Source organism: Blautia fusiformis (assembly GCF_020686995.1).
In the GTDB taxonomy this organism is placed as follows: domain Bacteria; phylum Bacillota; class Clostridia; order Lachnospirales; family Lachnospiraceae; genus Blautia_A; species Blautia_A fusiformis.
In genome coordinates this window covers 24,449-44,029 of sequence record NZ_JAJEPT010000019.1, presented here as the reverse complement: position 1 = coordinate 44,029, position 19,581 = coordinate 24,449, and the positions used below count along the sequence as shown (strand labels likewise).

Genomic DNA, 19,581 nt, shown 5'->3' with positions numbered 1-19,581 from the left:
AAAAATATTTCTGCATTGGTGTTTGAATGCATTTAATTAATACCTTTCCCATATTCTTTCCCCCGTATTTTTATTTTATCTGCGTCAGGACACCTGCATCCATCTCACAGATCGTATCGCAGAGCCATTCGATCTCCAGCATGTTATGTGCTGCGATAAGAATAGTCTTCCCTCGTTCCTTTAATCCCCGCAAAAGCTCGCAGACCTCTCCTGCCCCCTGCTTGTCCAGACCATTAAAAGGCTCGTCCAATATCAAAAGCTCCGGATCTTCCATGATTGCCTGTGCGATACCAAGACGTTCACGCATTCCAAGAGAATACTGTCCTACCTTCTTTTTAGACAGAGGATCAAGCCCTAGGGCACGCATCGTCGCCCTCACATCGTCATCGGAAATACGGTGTTTCAGAGACGCCAGTCTCTTTAAATTCGCAAAACCGCTGAGATCCAGAAAGAAGCCAGGGTTTTCAATGATAATGCCTACGGAATCTGGAAAGTCCAGCTCCTTCCCGATCTGTTTTCCCCCTACGAGCACTGTGCCGCTCTCAGGTTGTAAAAATCCACAGATGCATTTAAACATTACGGTTTTCCCTGAACCGTTAAACCCCATAATCCCATGAATCTTCCCTTTTTCAAAATCATGGGTAATGTTCTTTAATACTTTTTCTTTTTGAAAGGATTTTGTCAGTCCCTTCAACCTGATTGCATATTCCATTTTGCCCTCCATTTATTCGTTTGTCTGCGTAAAAGAGAAATTATAGCCCTTAATTCGGACGGCTGACAAGCCGATCAGCGCTATGATTAATATTGCAAATATGAACATGCTCATCCCGATCCCTGGCAGGTAATCATAACCAAAGCTGTGCATGGGAAAGGTAGCTTGGTTCAACGGAGACAGCCAGCCGCAGAACACGTTCGCCCTATATTCCTGACTTTCTGTAAAATGAAACAGTTTCCGGAAAACATCTGGGTTCAGCAGGAGCCCATACAGACTGACTGCAAAAGCACCGATCACCCCTGCCATATTTCCCGCAGCCAGATTTAAAAACAACATGAGAACTGCGATAAAAAGAGTATATAAAAGTACAAGTCCAAACACTATTGCTGCGCACATATAAGGAGTTGAGCTTTCCATTGTTTTTATGGAAACAGGAACGGTTATGCTCTCCCCACCGCCATAGCCCAACATTGCCGCTGTTTCGCTCCACACATTTCCCGTAAAGGAAAAGGGAGCTCCCATAATTCCAAGCATCACAGCCAAAAAAATATTATAGATCACAGTCGCCAGGATCACATAGATAATCTGACCCGCAAGCCATATCTTCCGTTTTGTGCGTACAAGCCAATACGGAGTTGCCTGACTGATAAATGGCATGTCCGCAAAGAGCAGGATTAAAAGCAGGGAGGACAGCATAACAGAGGATGCATCCCCATATGTCCAAATAAACGGCTCGAATACCTGAAGGATTGTCTCATATTTTATCGCATGGGAAATAATCTGATCCGACAGCATCAGACATAATATAGCTGCCAAAATAAAGGTCATCCAGATCCTCGGACTTTTTTTCCATCCATAGAAATTCTGGCCTGCAATCCAAAAAGCCTGTTTAATATCACGCATACCGCAACCTTCTTTCTATTGCGCACATAAAGATCAGTGCCGTTAAAAAACTTCCAACCGCTAATATAGCAATGCAGAAGATATCATTGTAGTAAATAGACGCCGCCCAATAGCGGGGACTCAGAAAGAATGCTTTTTGATAGTAACGCTCCTGAAATACGGTCAGGACATAATAAAGAATAAAAGGAACGGCATAGGACATATAGCGATTTTTTGTTATGACAGCCGACGTACCGCCAATTAGCGCCCAAAAAGCGCCATTTAAAAACAATCTCAGAAAGCTTACCGCCGTTCTGCCCACAAGCACTGCCATCTCATAATTTCCGTCAATCAGAGAAGGATACTGACCGAACCTCAGTATACAGATTACAAGAAGGAACACCATGGCTAAAAAAGCTGTCAAACCTCCGGAGACCAACAATCCTGCTGCTTTTCCTACGAGATACTGTTTTCTCCCTGAACGGATATAACTGAACAGAAAAAAACGACTGTGCAGCTCAGCCTCCGTATTCTCTCCACCCGCAAAAGCAACAGCAATGGGAACAAACAGAAGCATATTAACGCTGTTCATACAATAGGTGTATGCTACGAACCAGCCTGGTCCTTCTGCAGATCCGCCTGCATTTATGATCTTCTGCAACATCTCATGCTCAGACATCAGGGTAGCCGAAACGATTAGAAAAATCCCCAAAATAAAGCGAATGCTTCGAATATTGTTTTTTATGTCCGTTGCCAACACATTTCTCATACGCTTTTCTCCTCACTTCAAACAGCTATAGACTTGATTTTTTTATTTTTATAAAATCCTAGTTTTTTGCAATAATATCACTATTTGTATAAAACTACACTCCTTATCAAACAACAGTTAAGGACTTGCAAAAACTGTTGTTCCTACTGAAAGCATTGCAACAGCTGTAAAAATTGATAATATTTTAAATTTTCTATTATTCTAAGTTCTACAAATACATAAGCCGCCAGTTAAGTACGATTAGTTTTATTATAATTCAATAAATTCCATCCAACTTTCCACATTTTATTGTACAATTTTACCATTTATATAATAACATGTCAACATTTAATGAACGTTTATAACAAAAAAATGCAGGGCTATAAAAAACTAAAGAAATTGCTCTATTTTACAAAATTATATCCTATTTTTCAATTCCAACTCAATTTTCCCTCAATGTCTTTTTCCTCCAACTTTCGTATGCTTATCTCACAGCAAAGCAGTACCACACCGGTACAGCCTGCTGAATTAATCAATACGAAAATGGAGGTGTTTTTTATGCGAGAACTCAGAAACACAAAAATCATTGCTGTAGATCACGGCTACGGCAACATGAAAACAGCAAATACCGTCACACCAACCGGAATCAAAGCCTATGAAACAGAACCCATCTTCACCGGGAATATTCTGGAATATAACGGCATTTACTACCGGATTGGCGAAGGACACAAAGAATTTATCCCAGATAAAGCTATGGACGAAGAATATTATCTTCTAACTCTCATGGCGATTGCAAGGGAACTGAATGTCTTTTCCATCCGTGAAGCAGACGTTCATCTGGCTGCCGGGCTTCCTCTGACATGGATCAGAAACCAGAGAGAAGATTTCCGTTCCTATCTGCTCCAGAATCCAGAAGTCCATTACCGATTTAACAGCAAAGAGTATCATCTCCGTTTTGTGGGATGCAGCCTTTACCCGCAGGGATATCCGGCTATCGTAAACCGACTTGGAGATTTCAAGGGGACAAATCTTCTTGCAGATATCGGCAACGGAACCATGAACATTCTGTATATCAATAATAAGAAAGCACAGGAAAGCCGGTGCTGGACAGAAAAGTTTGGCGTAAACCAATGCATGATTGCCGCTAAAAACGCTGTTCTGGACAACTTCGGAGTAAAGATTGAAGAATCTACCGTAGAGCAGATTCTGCGGTTTGGAACCGCTGACATTTCAGCGTCTTATCTGGATTGTATTACTGCTGTTGCCAGACAGTATGTCACAGATATTTTTGCCACGCTCCGCAAATATGAATACAATCCTGGCCTGATGCGCCTGTATGTGGTCGGAGGCGGTGGATGCCTGATCCGTAACTTTGGAGCGTATGACAAATCACGAGTTACCATCCTTGATGATATCTGTGCCACTGCCAAAGGTTATGAATCTCTGGCTTATATGAGCCTGAAAAGGAGGGGATAAGCCATGCAGAACCATATCCGCAACACAAACCTGCGATTTAATCTGGACAAAGACCAGCAGCGGAGAGCCTGGGAATATTTACAGACGATGGACAGACAGAATTTTAAATCTTACAGCCAGGTAATCTCCCTTGCACTGGTCGATTATTTTGACCGCTACTACCGCACTCAGGCTGATCCCTATCTGGAAACAAGGGAACGGGAAGAACTTTTTGTGAAACAGATTGTAGAAGCAGTAGAACACAGCCTGAAACAGTCATTGCCGATTTTTCTGTCCGGGCTGACTGCAGGCATGTTGGAAAGGGAATCCCCCATCAGGATGCCCTTTCCAGCTCCTGAAAAAGAACAGCCGGATCGTGATATAGACTGGGATTTTCTTGGAGAATAAACCATTGTGATTGGAGGTGAACACATGACGGACTTTCTGACAGCAGACACAAGCCTGCCATCTTATATGATGTTTCCCCGTTTTCTTCTGGACATGGAAATAAACGAAACTGCCAAAATGCTTTATATGATCCTGCTCGACCGTGCAAGGCTTTCCCAGAAAAATGAGGGCTGGTCAGATACAAATGGTCATGTGTTCCTCTACTTTACGATTGAAGCACTGGCAGAAGTTCTCCACAAAAGCCAGATGACGGTGAAAACTGCTCTGGCAGTACTGGAAAAACAAGAGCTTATCTTCCGAAAACGGCAGGGACCCGGACACCCTAATCGGATCTATGTAAAAATCCCGAAAGAAACCCTCAGCAATACAGACAGAATTCTTTCCTCAAGACAGACAGAAAACTGTCCTATTGACAGACAGGATTCTTTCCCTGATACAGACAGAAAACTGTCCAGTAATAAGAAAGAGATAAAAAAGAACCATTTAACAATAAGAGGGAGTAAAGAGCCACGCTCACCCTATGGAACATTTCAAAATGTTTTTCTGTCAGAGACGGAGCTGGAAAATATCCGGCAGACAATCCCTGACTGGCAGGACTATATGGAACGCTTATCCGGTTATATGGCTTCTACCGGAAAGCAATACCAAAACCATGCAGCTACCATCATCCGTTGGGCAAGACAGGATCATCCTGTTTCCCGGCAACGAAATTATGAAAGTGAGGAATACGAAACATTATGACAACATTTACAGAAAAACCAACAGCTATCACACCAAACAGAGAGCTTCAGTCTGATGAATATTTTAACGAAACAAATCACCTGATCTACTGTTCCAAATGCAATACGCCAAGACAGTGCAGGCATGAATTACAGGGAAAGGTTCTTATTCCTTCCATCCGCTGTAAGTGCCAGCAGGAGATCTTTGAACAGGAGGAAGCCCAGAGAAAACTTCATGAAAAGCAAATGGAAATAGAGCATCTCAAAACCAGCGGCTTACAGGACAAATCACTTTATGACTACACCTTTGCCAAAGATAACGGCAGCAATCCGGAAATGAAACTTGCACACAATTATGTAAGTAACTGGGAAGAGATGAAAGCAAACGCTTCCGGACTTCTCATCTGGGGCGATGTCGGTACTGGAAAATCTTTCTTTGCAGGCTGCATTGCCAATGCCCTTCTGGAAAAAGGCGTCCCGGTACTGATGACCAACTTTTCCCGGATTCTGAATACCCTTACCGGAATGCATTTTGAAGACAGGAATCAGTTCATCCACAGCTTAAACCGCTACAGCCTTCTGATCATTGATGACCTCGGAATTGAACGGAACTCTGACTTTGCACTGGAACAGGTATTCAATGTGATTGACAGCCGTTACCGCAGTAAAAAGCCCCTGATCATAACAACCAATCTCACTTTATCAGAGCTGAATAACGCCGCTGATATCGCACACAAGCGAATTTATGACCGGATTCTGGAGAGATGTGTTCCCATCCGTATCAATAACCGGAATATCCGTCAGGACAATGCAACAGCTAATTTAAAAAAAACGAAAAAAATTCTGTTAGATAATCACACTTCAAACCAGAGTTGAAACAAAGCAGCATCGCACAATAACTATTTTTCACTGACAGTAGTACTACTTTCTTTTCTTATTTATCACCAGAGACATGCCACTGTCAGTTATCTAAAACTATAGTACTAAACCACAAGATTTTAAAACTAAATCGCCCGGATACGGGCATAAAAAGGAGGTGCCAGATATGGCAAATAAAAGAATTATGACACCAGAAGAAAAAGTGCTTTTACAGGCAAAACACAGACTGGAAGAAATCGAAGCAAGAAACCGTAAAAAGGAACGTAATGCCAGAACACGCAGATTGATTCAAGAAGGAGCGATTCTGGAAAGCATTGCTCCACATATTAAAGAAATGGATTTAGATACCCTAAAGCGGGAGCTGATGCTCCGGCTAAGAGGAATGTAAATACACAAGTTCTACTCCCGAAGGGCGCACTTACTCACCACCCGATAAATCGGGCGGTGGTATCCCCTACGGGGCTCGTGCGCTCTGCCGAGGGCTATCCGCTGTTGCAGGCAACATCGAAAGGAGGTGCCAGATATGGCAATTTATCATATGCAAGCCAAGGTCGTCAGCCGTGGTTCCGGGCGGTCTGCTGTCGCTGCATCTGCTTATATGAGCTGTAGCCGCATATACAATGATTACGATGGCATCCAGCATGACTACACCCGAAAACATGGACTGATCTATCAGGAAGTAATGCTTCCCCCTATGGCTCCGCCTAAATGGAAAAACCGGGAGCAACTCTGGAATGCTGTAGAAGCTGCTGAAAAAACAAAAGACAGCCGACTGGCAAGAGAATTTGTTGTCGCACTCCCTATTGAGTTGGATAAAGACAGCAATATTTCTCTTCTTCAGAATTTTATTCAAAAGAATTTTGTAGATATGGGAATGTGTGCCGATTTCGCCATTCACGATACAGATGGTCACAATCCCCATGCACACATTCTACTTACTGTCCGTCCATTAAACGAAAACGGAACATGGCAGTATAAAACCGAAAAAGAATATCTATGCATCAAAGATGGAGAGGAAAAGGGATTTACTGCTTCTGAATTTAAGGATGCTCAGAAAGAGGGCTGGGAAAAACAGTATCGTTATAAAGCTGGGAAAAAGAAAGTATATCTGACTCCCTCGGCAGCACAGGAGAAAGGTTATGAACGTATCGACAAACATCCAAAAAGCACCCGGTATGGCAGACAAAACCCGATTTCCGAACAATGGAACAGTGAGGAACAGCTCTGCCTCTGGAGAGCAAACTGGGCAGATGCCGTAAATAAAATGCTTGCCCTTAATCAGATAAATGCCGCCATTGATCACCGCAGTTTTGCAGCTCAGGGAATCACTGAACAGCCAACCATCCACGAAGGCTACATTGCCCAGAATATGGAAAAGAAAGGCATGATAGCAGACCGGTGTGAAATCAACCGTCGGGTTCGTGCGGATAACAGAATACTACGGGAATTAAAAACACAGATAAAAAAATTGGTTCAAGCTGTCGAAAAATCTATTCCGGTAATTGCAGAAACATTAGAAGCAATCCGCAATCATATGATTTTTACACAATATCATTTACTTCATAATGAAATGCAAAAAGAAGTGATCCATGACTGGATGCAGCATTTTCGTCCTATCCTAAATAAATATGATACCATTAAGAAAAAGCTCAAAGCGAAAGTTACTGAAAAGAAAGAACTAAATGTGCAAAAAAGTAAAACCAGTATTCTAAATCCTTTCCAGCATATAAAGTTAAACCAGCAGCTTACAACCGTAACAGAAGAAATCGAGGAACTGAAATCTGCCAAAGAACAGCTGCTGTTTCAGGCTGAATGCTCCACAGAGAAAGATATGGCGAGCCTTTCCAGAAAATACGACCAGATGGATAAGAATCTGGATATTCTCGATTCTCAGGATATGGCTCTCAAAGAGCAGCTTGAAAAAGATGCTGTCGCTTTCCAAGAGGAAAAACTCCGGCCTAAACCAGAGCAATATACAGAATTACTGGATGCCAGAATCCAGATACGACCTACTTTCCGAGAGAAACTGATTGAGCAGCTCAAAGGTACTTTTGGTGAATATTATGACTATCACTATCGTGATATCGCAACCCATGAAGTGGATGATCTCAATATGGAAGATCCCTATAGCTTCTCTCATCGTACCTGGGAACTTGAATATCAGAGGAAACAGGAATTGCAAAAAAAACATCCTGTTCAATCCAGGCAAAAATCGCACAACACAGAACTATAATGTTTAAACTACTAATATAAAAAATATCCCGTTTTCTCAAAACAGTTATATTGCTTCATCCCAATAATTCACAAACTGCTAACCACCGAGCAAAAGTGAGGCACAAAGTGCGTAAGCATAATTTGATTTCTTTCCGCTTACGCACTCTCTTTTTATCTTGAGCAAAAAATTCCTACTTTGTAAAGCCAACAAATGGGGTTTGGGGGGCTCCCAAAGTGCGTTTGGATATCCAAACGCTATGCTTGCAAAACCAGTTCCACTAATTTCCCTCGATACTCCCTTCTTCTAAAATCAATGATAATTATAACATTGCCAATTTTGTAAAGTAATAATCAACTTAAAATATAGACGACAAACAATAAAACCATGATACTGTTACAAAAAGCAGTAGCATGGTTTCTTTATATTTCATTATAGATTTTCTCTATCTATCATATTTTCTATTGTTTCTGAGAAACAACACTCTTTCAAATCAATACTTTTGTCCATCTTCACAAGATTTGTATATTTCTCATCTGTATAGTGTTTTGATATTACAGCAAATACTTTATATGTAGGCTGTGCTGTTACATCTCTGATGTCCTTTTTCAGCAATGTGTTCGGTACATTTAATTTCGTATTTTTATCTTTTACGAAGCCAATACAACCACATATATTCCCGGCAGCTTTTTCTGTATATAATTTCGGTCCTCGATCTGTAAATTCTCCTATCATTGTTACGTTTTTCTTAATAAGCATCATACGTTCCAATATATCCAATTTTTGCCCCGTAGAGCCATCTTTTGCAAAAACAAAATCATTTTCTGTTAATCGCTTATCCAGGCATTTCTGGTAAAAATGAATTGCAGAAGCTGTCTCTTTTTTATTCAATCGAACTCCTGTCAAATGTAAAAAATTGTATCTATGGAAAACAACTTCATATCCCTGTACAGATGACAAAATCTTATTACTTTCCTGTAATTGCTTATTCACCTCTTTCGGTAAGCCATATAGGAACAAAACCTTCTGATCCTCAAGATGTTCTTTATATAGTTGTGCCGCTTTTGTCATAATCTGAATTGCACGTCTTTTGTCCATAACTTAATCCTTATCCCATAAAATTTAGAGAAGGGAATGTTCACGCCGCAGCACTAAACATTCCCTTCTCATGGTTGATTTTTCCGTTGTCTGCCAACCTCCAGCACCTTCGTCTGGAAAATATCAGGTTTTTCCGTTGCCTGCCAACCTCCGACACCTTCGTTCGGAAAACGTATCAGATTTTAGGTGTCAACCCACCGCTGATGCACAGCTTTTCTAATTACATTTTACACGAACTATGTGGAAAATGCAATTACAATTTTATCTTATGATGCCCTGCTACATTTTATACACTATTTATCTTACATTTCATTCTTGATAAATTATCTCTTTATCCACAATCTCCCTCGCACATACTTGTATATTGTTCATTCTTCCTATCCATTCCAAGACATTTTCCACCTTTAGCTGTTCTGTAATGCCTTGTGCCTGTTTCATCTGTTCTACAAGTCTTTCAAAGCGTTCCTGTGCCTGTTCTTCTATATCAGCCAAATAACCATTCAGCCTGCCGCTTGTAAGCATATTCAGATATAGCAATCTGCGGTATTCCTTCAAATACCGCAAATGTCTTTGTCCCCATACACCGACAACCCTTTGTTCTTCTTCCTTCGGTAAGGTAAGAGCAGGGATAAGATAATCCCCATGTCTGATATAAGTACCGCCCATCTCTTCAAAAATTGTTTTCTTCATTGTCTGTTCTACCTTTCTTATCGTTCTCTATTCATAGATTTTCTTTACGACCGTTCCAATTTTACAGTAACAATAATTCTTCAATTTTCAGTTCACATTGCCCCTCCCGAAGAAGTATGATAGAATAATTCTATTAAATTGAATCGGAGGTGCCACATGGCTATCAGTTCCAACAATATTCAGGTCTATACTACTTTGTCCAAAGAACTGGTTGCTGAGATTGATAAGGATGCAAAAGCGAACTATCGTACACGTTCCCAGCAGATTAACATGATCCTGACCGAGTATTATAAGACTCAAACAACAACCAAACATGAATCCGAGTAAAACACTGAATTGCCTGAAAACACAGGAAATATCAGTGTTTTCTTATGTTTTCCCTTAATTATAAGGTTCATGAGAACCATAATTATTCCCAAAGCTGACGTTTATAACGATCGGTTTTCTCATCTTCACTGCCTGCCGTATCAGGTAATCAATACCCTCCATCAGCTCCGTTGTCCGCGGAAATGAATTTTCCCGTGGATTTCCCATCTTTACCACCAGAAGATCACTTCTATACGCAACGCCTCGCTTCACTCCCTCCGATGCTCTCCCATTTCCTGCTGCTATTCCAAGAACTGCTGTTCCATGTCCGCTGAAATCCCCAGACGGAACAAGGCGCCTGCCTTCGGTTTCCCCGAGTGCAAGCGCCTCATCAATTTCTTCCTTCGTATATTCAGTTCCTGATACATAGTTTTCCGGTGGATTTCCAGCTACACTCTGATCCCACAGTCGCAGGATCCGGGTACTTCCATCCTCATTTCTGAAATCCGGATGAAAATAGTCCACCCCGGAATCCACAATACCCACCAAAATCCCCTTGCCGGTTAAGCCATCGGCTCCATTCTGCACCGGCAAAATGCAGCTTGCCTCCCGCTCTTCAAAGGTCTCAAAATAAAGTCTCTTAGGCTTTTCTATAAACTCGATCTGCTCTCTAACTGAGTATGCAGAAATTTCCGTTTCCGGCAATGTCACTACTGCATAGCTGCCAAGCAGCGGGACCACCTGGATCCTCTCACCACCAAGTCCGCTTTCCGGACCGCTGTATTTCACGATCACATCCCACAGCCTGGTAGTGGGATCATATCCCACATTCAGATTTTCCGATTTCGCCCGTTCCTGCGGCAGGGCATTCATGGCAAGATTAAGTAGATTCTCTAATTTCTGGTCTGGCATAAGGCTTTTATTTCCATTGATACATTTTTTTTATTATATGCAACGCCTTCGTTTAAAGCACCAACCATCTGTTCCAGTATTTCTCTTTTAATTCCGGGAACGAAGCTTAACAACTGACGAAGCGGCATTCCTTCCATCATCGCAGCCATCATTTCCTGATTATTTAAAAAGACCCTTGGTTTTTCTGTCAGCGCATTTATTTTGCGCTGCAAGCTGGAGGAAGGTAAAGAATTGCTGCAATATACAAACAAATCCATCCGTACGATCAGCACCTTTTTATGCTTCTCCAGCCAGAGCCACTTTCAGACTGCTTTCAAAAAGCAATTCGGAATGACTCCCAATGAATGCAGGCGCATGGAGTCATAAATCGTCTTTAGATATCTCAAAATTCCATGGATGTAAAAAGGTATGAGCCATTTATATGACTCATGCCTCTTCAGCCAAACAGAAATCCGTGATCTCATCCGATAATATTATGCCGTTGCTTTTTTATCATCTGTCTTCTCAAGCAGTTTCTTCACGCCCTGGATCGCTACCAGTACACCAAGGATCAGCAGTAATACTGCAAATACAAGCTGTAAGGTGTTTCCAAGATCCAGCCCTGTTGTTACCAGTGCCTTTGAAAGCTTTGTGATGGTCATGCCAAGTGCTGTGAAGGTAACTGCCATCATGAATACCATCGGGATCCAGAGCATACAGCCCTGACGTTTTGTTTTCTTTAAGAATACTGCACAGGCTACAAGAGCGAGTACAGATAACAGCTGGTTTGCGGAGCCGAACAGCGGCCAGATCTCAGCATAGCCGACCTTTGTAAGCATGTAGGCAAGTACCAGTGTAATGACTGTTGCGAAATATTTATTTGTTACTACCTTCAGGAACGGGCTCATGTTTTCCTCATCTGTATCAGAATCAAGGAAAAATTCCTGGAATGACAGACGTCCGACTCTGGCTACAGAATCAAGAGAGGTCAGTGCAAATGCGGATACAGCAAGGTTAATCAGGGTAAATACCAGGGAATGCGGAAGGCCAACTACAGAAAGGAAGTTTGCGATAGCACCTGCAAAAATCTGCGGCTGTGTTGTAAGTCCCTGTGCTGCTGCTTCACCGTCTGCAAAGGATGCAACTGCGATCAGTGCGATGATGGCAAGCATACTTTCCATCAGCATTGCTCCAAAGGAAACAGGAAGCATGTTTTTCTCATTTTTGATCTGCTTGGATGCAGTACCGGAAGATACCAGTGAATGGAAGCCGGAAACAGCACCGCAGGCAATGGTTACAAACAGGATCGGGAACATATACTGTCCGTCTACGTGAAAGCTTGTAAATGCCTTCAGGTTACAGGAAGGATTGGCAACAAATACACCGATAACCGCACCGACGATCATAAAAATGAGCAGATAGCTGTTCAGATAATCACGTGGCTGAAGCAGTGCCCATACAGGAGCGACACTGGCGATCAGGATGTATACAAAAATGATGATATGCCAGGTTCCAAGACTTACATACATGGGAAAATTAAGTCCCAGCACAATTGCTGCTACCAGCAGTAAAATTGCGACTGCAGTGTTGACCCATTTGTTGAATTTTGTATATTTAAGGAAAAATCCAAGTGCAACAGCCTCAAATATAAATAACATGGAAGTGGTTGCAACAGCTCCGTTTGCCGCTACCTTTGTAACTGTTCCTGCATCATTTGCGACAAATCCGTTAAAGGTTCCTGCTACAACATCTGCAAATGCGGCAACGACCAGAATACAGAACAGCCAACAGAATAAAAGAAATAATTTTTTTCCAAGCTTTCCGATATACGCTTCGATGATATATCCGATAGTACGTCCTTTATTCTTTACGGATGCATACATGGATGCAAAATCCTGCACAGCTCCGAAAAATACACCACCGATGAGGATCCATAACAGAACCGGCAGCCAACCGAAAATTGCGGCCTGGATCGGTCCGTTGATGGGACCTGCACCTGCTATGGATGCAAACTGATGTCCAAATACTACATTTGTATCAGCCGGTACATAATCAACTCCGTCCTCCATTTCGTATGCCGGAGTTTTTGCTTTCGGATCAATGCCCCATTTGTTCTGGAGATAACGGCCATACAGAAGATATGCGCCTCCGAGAACTACAATGGCTATGATCATCATTGTTATTCCGTTCATAATATCAACTCTCTTTCCTTTGTGTTTTTTATTTTATAATTTTATATATTAAAAAAGCCCTTGCTATCCTTTCGGATAACAAAGGCGGAATGTTCCGTGGTACCACTTTGTATTATCATATTTATCACTAAATACAACCACTTAGTGCTGTCTCTTCAAACAGCCTCTTCTGTAACGTGAAGACTACGTCCCTGCTTACTTAACCTTTCTATTCAGCGGGATGCTCCCAAGTGATATCACAAAATACCTTCTGCCGCTTCTCACCAGCTGCGGCTCTCTGTGATCCGGTCTGCTTCTTGTGATCTGTCCTGTTCCATGCATTTCTCTTTTTTATTTATCTAATGTTTTACTCCTTTTTTTATAAAAATTCAACAAATAATTTATATATATTTTATAAATTTGCATATGTTTTTTTATGCATTTTTTAGGTAAAAGCCAAAACACGGCGTATGTAACGAAGCCAGATCTGATCCCAGCTCTGCTTTACGATCCTTTTTCCGTCACATACGCCGCATTATCCATTATTCAGAAAATGTATATCTTACCATGTATCCTTTTCCGTCACCGGTTACGATCACGACTCCGCCATCGGGATTCTCGATCTTATCAATGATCGGAAATCTTCCTTTTTCTTTTACGAAAGCTTCCGGGCTCTCGATATTTGCTTCAATGATCTCCTGCTGAGAATGACGATCGCCGCCGCAGGGATTAATGGTTTCAATAATGATCTCATATTCCTTCATACCCTTCACCTCTTTCATTTAATGCAGTTTTTCAGTTCTTATACTTACATTTTATCGTAAAAATCCCGATCATGCAAAATGCGTTCTGCACAAATTTTCAGAGGATTTATTGGTATTTTTCACTACATTCAGACTTCTTCTGTTTCCGGATGTTATCTTCCTCAAAGAAGGCTTTTTTTATTCTACAAAGTGGATCCTGCTCTTATCAAAACGATCCTGCTGCTTTCTGCTCTCTGCCGGGTACCCCAGGGCAAAAAGAGAAAATACCTCCACATTCTCCGGAAGCTTCAGAATATCATGGACCAACGCCATACGATCCTTAAGCGGTGCAATTCCGATCCACACGCCGCCAAGTCCCAGTGCATCCGTTTCCAGCCAGATATTCTCCTGTGCGATAGACATATCGATCTGTGCCATATCCTGAACAGGCAATCCCTCTTTCCGATATACCGGAACGATCACAACCGGTGCACCTGCTGCACATCCGGAATAGGGAGTGGCTTTGGAAAGCTCCAGGATCTTCTCCTTATCTGTCACAACATAAAATTCCCAAGGTTGCTGATTACACGCGCTTGGCGCCTGCATACCTGCCTTCAAAATCTGAAGGATCTTTTCCTTCTCTACGGATTTATCTTCATATTTACGAATACTTACTCTGTGAAAAATATTCTCCATGCTAATTCCTCCTCGTCATACTCATATCACTTGTTACAATTCATACTCATCATACAGCTTCTGACGCCATTTTACATCCGTCATCACACGCTGCACTTCATCCGACCGTCCATCCAAAAACAAACGATTGATCACTCCCACCGGTATATCCAAATTATACCACATCATCAAAACATAAAAACCCCATAAAACGTATTTTTACGAACTCTACAGGAACTTAAAATGGAAAACGCTCCAGAATACGAAGCTTTCAGAATGTCCATACAGACAAGAATCCTATAAGATATAATAACCATACCACACATCAATAAACAAATCACTCAAAACTGTTCCAAAAATTCTCCCATAATCTGACACCGCCACCATCTGAAAACTCCCGGACAGCCAAACATCCGGGAGTTTTTCTTATATCACTTATAATCTTCAGAAATTATTTCTCCTGCACATTGATGATAACCTTCATGGTTGTCTCACGGTTCTCATCAATATACTGATAAGCCTTCAGATAATCTGCGAACTTAAATGTCTTTGAGATCAGCGGCTTTAAATGAACCTTTCCCGCATTTACAAGATCAATGGCATCTACATAATCATCATGACGGTACATCATAGTACTCTTGATATCCAGCTCATGGTCATTGGCAACAGCAAGGTCAACGGTTGCCATATCCGCAAATACCGCTACCAGTACGATCACGCTGCCTTTTCTCGCATACTGGATGGCCTGTCCCATGGTGATGTTATTTCCGGCACAGTCATAGATCACATCTGCCTTATCCGGACCAAATGCCTCTACCAGTGCCTCTCCGAAATTTTTCTCCTTTGTGTTTACACAGATATCAATGCCGCACTCTTTTGCTTTTGCAAGACGAAGGTCACTGACATCCGTGATCATAACCCTGGCTGCCCCCATTCCTTTGGCTGTCTGCGCAACAAGATTTCCGATGGGACCTGCACCGATCACTGTGATGTTCATCCCTTTTACATCGCCCATCTGCTTCACTGCATGGACTGCAACTGCCAGCGGCTCGATCATTGCACCTTCCTCGTAAGACATCTCCTCCGGGATCGGTGTTACCTTAGATGCATCTACTGCAAAGAATTCAGAAGCTGTTCCTGTTGTCTGGAAGCCCATAACCTTCAGTTCCTCGCAGAGATTATATTTTCCATGGCGGCATGGATAACAGTGTCCGCAGTATACCTGAGGCTCGATGGTTACTTTCTGGCCAACCTTAAAACCTGTCACATTCTTTCCAAGTCCCGTGATCTCACCGGATACTTCGTGTCCCTGTGTTACCGGATATTTTGTAAAAGGATGCTTGCCGTGATATACATGGATATCTGATCCGCAGATACCAATGTTCATGATCTTAACCAGAACCTGGTCATCTCCCACTTCCGGAACTGGAACCTCTCTGAAAATAATCTCTCCTGGATTTGTCATTACCTGCTGAAGCATCTTATTCTCCTCCTTTAATTTCTTTCTATTGCATATCATCTTTTATTAATTATTTTATTAAAGTAATTACATTATTATTCTTTTCTCCTGATCTGTCAAGATAGTTTTCTATGATTCTGCTTATTGAACAAGTTTGCAGCTTTGTTTTTATGCACATTCCATAATTATCGGTAAACGGAATAGTCAAGCGAATATTCGCAATACGCTTCGCTACTTGCTCATGACCGAATAACTCCTTCGCGGTTTATCGGTTAAAAAACAAAGCCTGCGGATTCAGCATTTCTGTAATCATATGCTGAATCCACAGGCTCCTTATACGCTTTAATAAATAATTTTATAGAAGTATGATATTCCTTTCCGGCAGGTTTGTAAAGGCTTTTATCAATACCAGCGTGTCATCGGCAGATCATTATTCACACCCTTGGTCATAAGAATCTGGTGAAGATCGATAATTCCGTTGTGGAAGGTTGCCGCACATGCTGACAGGTACAGATCCCACATACGCAGGAACTCTTCGTCAAACATAGTCTTTTCTTTTTCAATATTGTCCCGGAAATTCTTTTCCCAGTGAAGCAATGTCTTATTGTAATGCAGACGGAGATTTTCGATATCCAGGGTATGGAAATTGTCCTCTGCCATATGGTTCAGGATCTCACGTAAGCTCGGAACAGTTCCGCCCGGGAAAATATATTTCTTGACCCACGGATCACCCGGATGCTCCTTCAGAGCACTGATAAAGTGAAGCAGAAACAGTCCACCCGGCTTCAGAACCTTTTCCACACAATCAAGAAACAGCTGATAATTATCACGTCCAACATGCTCCAGCATACCGACACTGACAACACGGTCAAACTGATACTCCTTCTTCGGCAAATCACGGTAATCCATCAGCTCTACCGTAAGATAATCTTCCAGCCCCTGATCCTTGATCCGTCTCTGAAATTCTGCATACTGTTCATGACTTAAGGTGATACCGGTACCATGAACCTTATATTTCTTAGCTGCCTCGATCAGCAGAAAACCCCAGCCGCAGCCGATATCCAAAAGACTCATACCCTCTTCCAGATGTAATTTTTTAAGGATATAATCAACTTTATTTACCTGTGCCTGATACAACGTATCATCCTCATGGATAAAATACCCACAGGAATAACTCATAGTCTCATCCAGCCAAAGTTTATAAAAGTCATTTCCAATATCATAATGGCTGGTCACTTCCTTTTCCTGGTTCTTCTTTGATGTTGAACTGAACATGATCTTTTTCAGAGCAGATTCATTGGTAGAAAATTTCCCCATCTGACCCAGAAAATGATCCAGCGCTTCATAAAGATTTCCCTCGATATCCAGATCCCCACGCATATACGCCTCACCCAGTGCAAGGGATGTGCTCTTCATCAGATCCGCCAGAGGAATCGCTTTCTTAAAATTCACCGTAAATGTAGGTTTGCCCTCTCCGATGTGATACTCGGAATTCTTGAACTTTACCAGAAATGGATAATCTGTAAAGCGTTCAAGGAACTGTACCATTGCTTTCTCTTCCGTCTTCTCCTGTAATGTCTCAAACATAATAGTCTACCTCCTTTAACACAGCACTATGATACACCCGGAGGAAGGCTTTATGTCAAGGGAGATATACAACAAAATTTTATCAATAAAATGAGAATATTTGGTAAAACTCTTCCTTATAATTATTTATAGTTATCCAAATTAACTCGATATTTAAAGTCCACATTTAACCCAGCCCTCAAAAGCACTGACATTTCCAAAACATAATCGTCAATTATATATCATTTCCCGATAATCATCTTTGTATTTTACGCATTTTTTATTGCTTTATATATAATTCAGACTTATAATAAAAGATACAAAAAAAGAGCGAAAACCATATAAAAATCCAACACTGGAGGGAACCTTATGAACGAAGAACTTTTTAATGAAGCATCAAAATCCAACATCCTGTCAAAACAGCTGGTCGATCAACTTCAGGAAAGCATGACCTACAGCAGCATCTCCTTCATCAATTGGACCATCGAAGTCCTCAAGCTCCTGAAAGCCCGCATCGAACGCGGCGACAAGATCAAAGATGAGACCACCGGCGTGATCTACGATTTCTACACCTTCCGCCAATTTGTAGAAACCAACTTCTCCACCTACATCACCGGCCAGGTCTTCAACACCTCCATCCGGTCCCAGAAAGTCTACTTCACCCTGGAAGCCTGCCCAGGCGGCTACAACCTCCTCATGGCAGACTCCGGCAACGAAAAAACCTACCGCTGGATCTCCAGCTTAAGCAAACGCTTCTCCCTGGTAGAAATGATCGCCACCGGAATCGTCTACGTCAAAGACAACCGTACCGACACCTACCAGCCATTTATCTCCGAAAACGGCAAATACTGCAAATACAACAAAGACCTGGGAAAACTCACAGAGCTCTGACCAAAACGGGGAATCCGCAACCGCAGATTCCCCGTTTTTCTCATCCATCCAGCGCAGCGCTAACGGCTCATCCAACTCCCGTCATACCACCCCACTAGCAACACTCCCCACGAGATTTAACACGTCTCACGGCCAACGCACAGCCAGTGAGGGGCTTCTTTCCAGGCTGACTCTGCAGGAGGGGAGCTGCTTCTTAGGTGGCGAAAATCTGCGTTGCTTCAAAAAATCTCGCTGTTTGAGCGGCTTCAGACGCGAGTTCGAGATTTTTTGAAGCGCTTTTAGCAGAATTCCGGCACCTTAGAAGCCAGCCCCCGACGAAGCCCCAGCCTGGAAAGAAGCCCCTCACTGGCGTCCCCTTCCACCATATAACTACCTCCGTTTAAATCTCCCCAAGAAATCCAAACACCTCCTCATCCTCAAGAAAATGCATCAGCATATAAGCACACATGATCGCAACCCTCTCCTCCTTCAGGATCCTCCTGACCTCATCCCGGTCCGCGATCACAACCTCGATCTCCTCACTATCCTCCTGAGCAGCCTTACTAACCTCACCACTGGCATACCCATAAACCGTAGCACAGGATTCATCCGTCATCCCAATCGTCGTAAAATAAGGCTTCTCAAAAGCCTCCGCAACCTTGATCGGCTCCAGCTTCAACCCGGTCTCCTCAAACATCTCCCGCACAGCACCCTCATGGAAATCCTCCCCAGGCTCCACAAGCCCCGCCGGAAACTCATAAATATACCCGCCGATCGTATACCGATACTGACGGATCAGCACAACCTTATCCCGCTTCTCTCCATAAACACTGTAAATGATCACCCCATCCGGATGATTCTCCCCTGTAGAAAGCTTCATATCCTCCACACACTTCGCCCTGGAGGCCACAAAATAAGAAACCGGCGTATCATGTACACTGGTCGCATCCACTCCATAAAGATTCACGAACTTATTATCTGTAAGTTTTTTCACACTATTGATCTTACCCATCTGAAAAACTCCTTCCCGAAAATTTTTTCTAAAAACATTTTATCCCATCCAAAACCAAAGGTCAATTTTTTATACTTACACT

The 19,581-nt window shown here is 42.3% G+C and carries 22 protein-coding genes; 9 read left to right on the top strand and 13 right to left on the bottom strand.

From position 1 onward, the window contains the following. Nucleotides 1–70: 70 nt before the first annotated feature. Genes LKD46_RS14430 through LKD46_RS14420 form a run of 3 tightly spaced genes read right to left on the bottom strand, consistent with a single transcriptional unit; the run spans nt 71 to nt 2,366 of the window. Nucleotides 71–712, bottom strand: coding sequence for an ABC transporter ATP-binding protein (locus LKD46_RS14430; protein ID WP_009245407.1), 642 nt, complete (start codon nt 710–712; stop codon nt 71–73). A gap of 12 nt (nt 713–724) precedes the next feature. Further along, a complete protein-coding gene (locus tag LKD46_RS14425) occupies nt 725–1,618 on the bottom strand; it encodes a hypothetical protein (RefSeq protein ID WP_005428264.1) in 894 nt (297 codons plus the stop codon). Next, a complete protein-coding gene (locus LKD46_RS14420) occupies nt 1,611–2,366 on the bottom strand; it encodes a hypothetical protein (protein ID WP_005428267.1) in 756 nt (251 codons plus the stop codon). Before LKD46_RS14420 ends, LKD46_RS14425 begins: the two co-directional genes overlap by 8 nt. 537 nt (nt 2,367–2,903) lie before the next feature. Here LKD46_RS14420 and LKD46_RS14415 point away from each other — a divergent pair. The 6 genes from LKD46_RS14415 to mobQ all read left to right on the top strand — a co-directional run bounded on the left by LKD46_RS14415 (nt 2,904) and on the right by mobQ (nt 8,039). Then, complete coding sequence (locus LKD46_RS14415) at nt 2,904–3,821, top strand: ParM/StbA family protein (protein WP_009245410.1); 918 nt, start codon at nt 2,904–2,906, stop codon at nt 3,819–3,821. 3 nt (nt 3,822–3,824) lie between these two features. Next, nucleotides 3,825–4,208, top strand: a complete 384-nt coding sequence (locus LKD46_RS14410) for a hypothetical protein (RefSeq protein ID WP_005428271.1) — start codon at nt 3,825–3,827, stop codon at nt 4,206–4,208. Nucleotides 4,209–4,232: 24 nt separating this feature from the next. Beyond that, a complete protein-coding gene (locus LKD46_RS14405; protein ID WP_005428274.1) occupies nt 4,233–4,949 on the top strand; it encodes a replication initiator protein A in 717 nt (238 codons plus the stop codon). Next, a complete protein-coding gene (locus tag LKD46_RS14400; protein WP_005428275.1) occupies nt 4,946–5,803 on the top strand; it encodes an ATP-binding protein in 858 nt (285 codons plus the stop codon). Before LKD46_RS14405 ends, LKD46_RS14400 begins: the two co-directional genes overlap by 4 nt. Before the next feature lie 169 nt (nt 5,804–5,972). Continuing rightward, a complete protein-coding gene (locus tag LKD46_RS14395) occupies nt 5,973–6,194 on the top strand; it encodes a hypothetical protein (protein ID WP_005428277.1) in 222 nt (73 codons plus the stop codon). A 135-nt stretch (nt 6,195–6,329) separates the two neighbouring features. Continuing rightward, a complete protein-coding gene (gene mobQ / locus LKD46_RS14390) occupies nt 6,330–8,039 on the top strand; it encodes a MobQ family relaxase (protein WP_023924145.1) in 1,710 nt (569 codons plus the stop codon). Between the two features lie 411 nt (nt 8,040–8,450). Here mobQ and LKD46_RS14385 read toward each other — a convergent pair whose 3' ends face one another. Further along, nucleotides 8,451–9,116, bottom strand: coding sequence for a PBECR4 domain-containing protein (locus tag LKD46_RS14385; RefSeq protein WP_005428282.1), 666 nt, complete (start codon nt 9,114–9,116; stop codon nt 8,451–8,453). Nucleotides 9,117–9,425: 309 nt separating this feature from the next. Then, nucleotides 9,426–9,806: a TnpV protein gene (locus LKD46_RS14380; protein WP_005428283.1), complete on the bottom strand. Its 381-nt coding sequence runs from the start codon at nt 9,804–9,806 to the stop codon at nt 9,426–9,428. A gap of 156 nt (nt 9,807–9,962) precedes the next feature. Here LKD46_RS14380 and LKD46_RS14375 point away from each other — a divergent pair, with 156 nt between their 5' ends. Continuing rightward, complete coding sequence (locus tag LKD46_RS14375; RefSeq protein ID WP_005428285.1) at nt 9,963–10,133, top strand: hypothetical protein; 171 nt, start codon at nt 9,963–9,965, stop codon at nt 10,131–10,133. A 54-nt stretch (nt 10,134–10,187) separates the two neighbouring features. Here the strand turns inward: LKD46_RS14375 and LKD46_RS14370 are convergent, their stop codons facing one another. Next, nucleotides 10,188–11,024 carry a S8 family serine peptidase gene (locus LKD46_RS14370; RefSeq protein ID WP_110103792.1) on the bottom strand — a complete coding sequence of 279 codons (837 nt, stop codon included), beginning with the start codon at nt 11,022–11,024 and terminating at the stop codon, nt 10,188–10,190. Then, on the bottom strand, nt 11,006–11,281 hold the full coding sequence (locus tag LKD46_RS14365; protein ID WP_147238614.1) for a hypothetical protein: 276 nt from the start codon (nt 11,279–11,281) through the stop codon (nt 11,006–11,008). Before LKD46_RS14365 ends, LKD46_RS14370 begins: the two co-directional genes overlap by 19 nt. Here LKD46_RS14365 and LKD46_RS16815 point away from each other — a divergent pair. Next, nucleotides 11,226–11,390 (top strand): helix-turn-helix domain-containing protein, encoded by a 165-nt coding sequence (locus tag LKD46_RS16815; RefSeq protein WP_180214222.1) that lies wholly within the window; start codon nt 11,226–11,228, stop codon nt 11,388–11,390. The two genes, LKD46_RS14365 and LKD46_RS16815, sit on opposite strands and share 56 nt — an antisense overlap. Before the next feature lie 107 nt (nt 11,391–11,497). Here LKD46_RS16815 and LKD46_RS14355 read toward each other — a convergent pair whose 3' ends face one another. The 5 genes from LKD46_RS14355 to LKD46_RS14335 all read right to left on the bottom strand — a co-directional run bounded on the left by LKD46_RS14355 (nt 11,498) and on the right by LKD46_RS14335 (nt 17,638). Next, entirely contained in the window at nt 11,498–13,195 is a 1,698-nt protein-coding gene (locus tag LKD46_RS14355; protein ID WP_110103794.1) for a carbon starvation CstA family protein, read from the bottom strand. Between the two features lie 521 nt (nt 13,196–13,716). After that, entirely contained in the window at nt 13,717–13,938 is a 222-nt protein-coding gene (locus LKD46_RS14350) for a hypothetical protein (protein ID WP_059086708.1), read from the bottom strand. A 177-nt stretch (nt 13,939–14,115) separates the two neighbouring features. Continuing rightward, nucleotides 14,116–14,613: a nitroreductase family protein gene (locus LKD46_RS14345; RefSeq protein ID WP_110103795.1), complete on the bottom strand. Its 498-nt coding sequence runs from the start codon at nt 14,611–14,613 to the stop codon at nt 14,116–14,118. Nucleotides 14,614–15,043: 430 nt separating this feature from the next. Continuing rightward, on the bottom strand, nt 15,044–16,072 hold the full coding sequence (locus tag LKD46_RS14340; RefSeq protein WP_015526214.1) for a zinc-dependent alcohol dehydrogenase: 1,029 nt from the start codon (nt 16,070–16,072) through the stop codon (nt 15,044–15,046). A 381-nt stretch (nt 16,073–16,453) separates the two neighbouring features. After that, nucleotides 16,454–17,638, bottom strand: a complete 1,185-nt coding sequence (locus tag LKD46_RS14335; RefSeq protein WP_110103796.1) for an SAM-dependent methyltransferase — start codon at nt 17,636–17,638, stop codon at nt 16,454–16,456. A 348-nt stretch (nt 17,639–17,986) separates the two neighbouring features. On the opposite strand from LKD46_RS14335, the gene LKD46_RS14330 reads away from it, so the two are divergent. Continuing rightward, a complete protein-coding gene (locus LKD46_RS14330) occupies nt 17,987–18,508 on the top strand; it encodes a hypothetical protein (RefSeq protein ID WP_110103997.1) in 522 nt (173 codons plus the stop codon). Nucleotides 18,509–18,887: 379 nt separating this feature from the next. Here LKD46_RS14330 and LKD46_RS14325 read toward each other — a convergent pair whose 3' ends face one another. After that, on the bottom strand, nt 18,888–19,499 hold the full coding sequence (locus LKD46_RS14325; RefSeq protein ID WP_110103998.1) for an NUDIX hydrolase: 612 nt from the start codon (nt 19,497–19,499) through the stop codon (nt 18,888–18,890). Between the last annotated feature and the right edge of the window lie 82 nt (nt 19,500–19,581).

Excerpts from the sequence above, each read along its gene's own strand:
- LKD46_RS14415 (WP_009245410.1), top strand. The coding sequence starts at position 2,904 with ATGCGAGAACTCAGAAACACAAAAATCATTGCTGTAGATCACGGCTAC.
- LKD46_RS14330 (WP_110103997.1), top strand. The coding sequence starts at position 17,987 with ATGAACGAAGAACTTTTTAATGAAGCATCAAAATCCAACATCCTGTCA.
- LKD46_RS14430 (WP_009245407.1), bottom strand. The coding sequence starts at position 712 with ATGGAATATGCAATCAGGTTGAAGGGACTGACAAAATCCTTTCAAAAA.
- LKD46_RS14380 (WP_005428283.1), bottom strand. The coding sequence starts at position 9,806 with ATGAAGAAAACAATTTTTGAAGAGATGGGCGGTACTTATATCAGACAT.
- LKD46_RS14365 (WP_147238614.1), bottom strand. The coding sequence starts at position 11,281 with ATGGATTTGTTTGTATATTGCAGCAATTCTTTACCTTCCTCCAGCTTG.
- LKD46_RS14420 (WP_005428267.1), bottom strand. The coding sequence starts at position 2,366 with ATGAGAAATGTGTTGGCAACGGACATAAAAAACAATATTCGAAGCATT.
- LKD46_RS14375 (WP_005428285.1), top strand. The coding sequence starts at position 9,963 with ATGGCTATCAGTTCCAACAATATTCAGGTCTATACTACTTTGTCCAAA.
- mobQ (WP_023924145.1), top strand. The coding sequence starts at position 6,330 with ATGGCAATTTATCATATGCAAGCCAAGGTCGTCAGCCGTGGTTCCGGG.
- LKD46_RS14385 (WP_005428282.1), bottom strand. The coding sequence starts at position 9,116 with ATGGACAAAAGACGTGCAATTCAGATTATGACAAAAGCGGCACAACTA.
- LKD46_RS14395 (WP_005428277.1), top strand. The coding sequence starts at position 5,973 with ATGGCAAATAAAAGAATTATGACACCAGAAGAAAAAGTGCTTTTACAG.
- LKD46_RS14325 (WP_110103998.1), bottom strand. The coding sequence starts at position 19,499 with ATGGGTAAGATCAATAGTGTGAAAAAACTTACAGATAATAAGTTCGTG.
- LKD46_RS14370 (WP_110103792.1), bottom strand. The coding sequence starts at position 11,024 with ATGCCAGACCAGAAATTAGAGAATCTACTTAATCTTGCCATGAATGCC.
- LKD46_RS14410 (WP_005428271.1), top strand. The coding sequence starts at position 3,825 with ATGCAGAACCATATCCGCAACACAAACCTGCGATTTAATCTGGACAAA.
- LKD46_RS14425 (WP_005428264.1), bottom strand. The coding sequence starts at position 1,618 with ATGCGTGATATTAAACAGGCTTTTTGGATTGCAGGCCAGAATTTCTAT.
- LKD46_RS14340 (WP_015526214.1), bottom strand. The coding sequence starts at position 16,072 with ATGCTTCAGCAGGTAATGACAAATCCAGGAGAGATTATTTTCAGAGAG.
- LKD46_RS14345 (WP_110103795.1), bottom strand. The coding sequence starts at position 14,613 with ATGGAGAATATTTTTCACAGAGTAAGTATTCGTAAATATGAAGATAAA.
- LKD46_RS14350 (WP_059086708.1), bottom strand. The coding sequence starts at position 13,938 with ATGAAGGAATATGAGATCATTATTGAAACCATTAATCCCTGCGGCGGC.
- LKD46_RS14355 (WP_110103794.1), bottom strand. The coding sequence starts at position 13,195 with ATGAACGGAATAACAATGATGATCATAGCCATTGTAGTTCTCGGAGGC.
- LKD46_RS14400 (WP_005428275.1), top strand. The coding sequence starts at position 4,946 with ATGACAACATTTACAGAAAAACCAACAGCTATCACACCAAACAGAGAG.
- LKD46_RS14405 (WP_005428274.1), top strand. The coding sequence starts at position 4,233 with ATGACGGACTTTCTGACAGCAGACACAAGCCTGCCATCTTATATGATG.
- LKD46_RS14335 (WP_110103796.1), bottom strand. The coding sequence starts at position 17,638 with ATGTTTGAGACATTACAGGAGAAGACGGAAGAGAAAGCAATGGTACAG.